Here is a 1,909-nt window from a genome sequence, read left to right as displayed (position 1 = left end):
TGAAGATCTTGTGAAATTTTCACAAATCTTCACGGGAGAGGTCGAAGGCATTCTTTCCAGTAAGTCGATAGAGGCCATGGAGCAAGAAGAATACAAAAGAGGCATGTGGCCGGAGGATAGTGATTCGTCTATATCTTACGGGCTAGGGTGGGATAGTGTGAACTTGTTCCCATTCAGTGAATACGGCATCAAGGCAGTTACGAAAGGTGGAGATACCATATCGTATCACTCATCATTAATCGTGCTGCCGGAATACAATCTGGCTGCAGCCGTTACCTCCTCAGGTGGGACAAGTGCAAAAGATCAGTTCATTGCGAGTGAATTATTACTCAGCGTACTTGAGGAAAAGGGTATTATTACAGAACGGAAGCCAGAAAAGTCATTTGGGGTACCAGTAAAGGCAGATATACCTAAAGAAATATCCACGTATGCAGGTATGTATGGTGCCAATAATTCGGTTAAGAAGATCGAAATGAATAATGCTGGACAAATGACTTTATCCACACTCGCAGCTCCGAGTGATTCGGCTCAAAAGTACACATATACAGCGGATGGTACTTTTGTTAACGATAAAGGCACAGAAAAGTTGAAATTCGTTACGGAGCAGAATGGCAGTACTTATCTGTGGTCTCGATCATATATATCCTTGCCAGGTCTTGGGCAGTTGGCTTTCTCAGAATATACAGCGGAGAAGCTGGAAGCCAATGAATTGTCCCAGGATATTATGGCTTCGTGGGAGAAGCGTGAAGGTAAAAGATATTACGTGGTAAATCAGAAATATACATCAACGGTTTATCTCAATTCATCACCAATCATTCCTATTCATTCTAATAAAGAGACACCAGGATATATGTCTAATAATAAGATTATTGGAGCAAACGAAGCAGTCACTGAGCTGCAAATCCCTGGCATGGCTGGTCGTGATACAAAGGAAATCTATTTTTCTAAAAAGAACGGAGTAGAGTACATTACAGCTGTAGGTAGCGTATACGCCAGTGAGGAACTTGTACAACCACTCTATTCGGGTAAACAATCGGCTACAACCATTCAACCAGATGGATATGCCAAATGGTTTTCGGTACCAGCAACTGTGAAGGGAAAAGTCATGACCGTCAAAATGCCTTCAAATGGCGCCTTTGCCGTTTATGACCAGACGGGTATTTGTATTAATCACACCGTGGTCAGCGGTAAAAATGAAGTTGTGTTACCAGAAAACGGCCGTATTGTATTTGCAGGTGAGGTCGGTTCCACATTTGAAATTTCATTGAAATAGACTAAGTCATTATCCCCTTTAAGTAGACACTTAAAAATCCTCATAAAATCAGGAGGGTTCGAGTGATACTTGAAGGGGATATTTTTATGGCGTAAAAAGATCAAGGATCGTAAATCATCATGTACTCGAATTATTTTGCCTGTTCATACTCGGTTCATATAGACGTCACGAAGAGTACATTTATATTGGTTAAGCTTATTTTAGCACCAAGGCTAAGATACTCTAATAAAGAGATACTGACAGGAGAAGATGCAAATGATACAACAAGAGAACATCAGAGTGGCCAAGAGAACCGTCAAAAAACGAACTTCAATTGCAGCGTTAACTCTAGTGTTAACCATGTTAGCCCCATTATCTGCAATGGCCGCACCGGCTGCCATGAATAACAACAGTAACCTTACGTATGAGACCACGAAGAAAACTGTGATCGAAAAAGCCAAGTTACTGACTGAGACGTATGGTACAACGAGTCTGCAATATGCGCTCATTGATGGTGGAGAGATTGTGGTGTCCGGTCAAACGGGCAAGAACGATATCAACGACAGGGTACCTCTTACTTCGAACACGATCTATGGCATTGGTTCAACCAGTAAAATGGTGCTGACAGCCGCTGTTATGAAGCTGGTTGACGAAGGT

1 protein-coding gene and 1 pseudogene are annotated in these 1,909 nt (G+C 42.0%); both read left to right on the top strand.

Going from position 1 to position 1,909, the window contains the following annotated elements; genetic code table 11:
- Window positions 1-1,273 (top strand): annotated as a pseudogene (locus tag AMS66_RS19240) (serine hydrolase); the annotation flags it as partial.
- A gap of 255 nt (window positions 1,274-1,528) precedes the next feature.
- On the top strand, window positions 1,529-1,909 hold a 381-nt coding region (locus AMS66_RS33950; RefSeq protein ID WP_236703521.1), incomplete at its 3' end, for a serine hydrolase.

Source organism: Paenibacillus xylanivorans, from assembly GCF_001280595.1.
Classification (GTDB): domain Bacteria; phylum Bacillota; class Bacilli; order Paenibacillales; family Paenibacillaceae; genus Paenibacillus; species Paenibacillus xylanivorans.
Note: the sequence above shows the minus strand (reverse complement) of the source record. Positions and strands in the feature narration are given on the sequence as shown.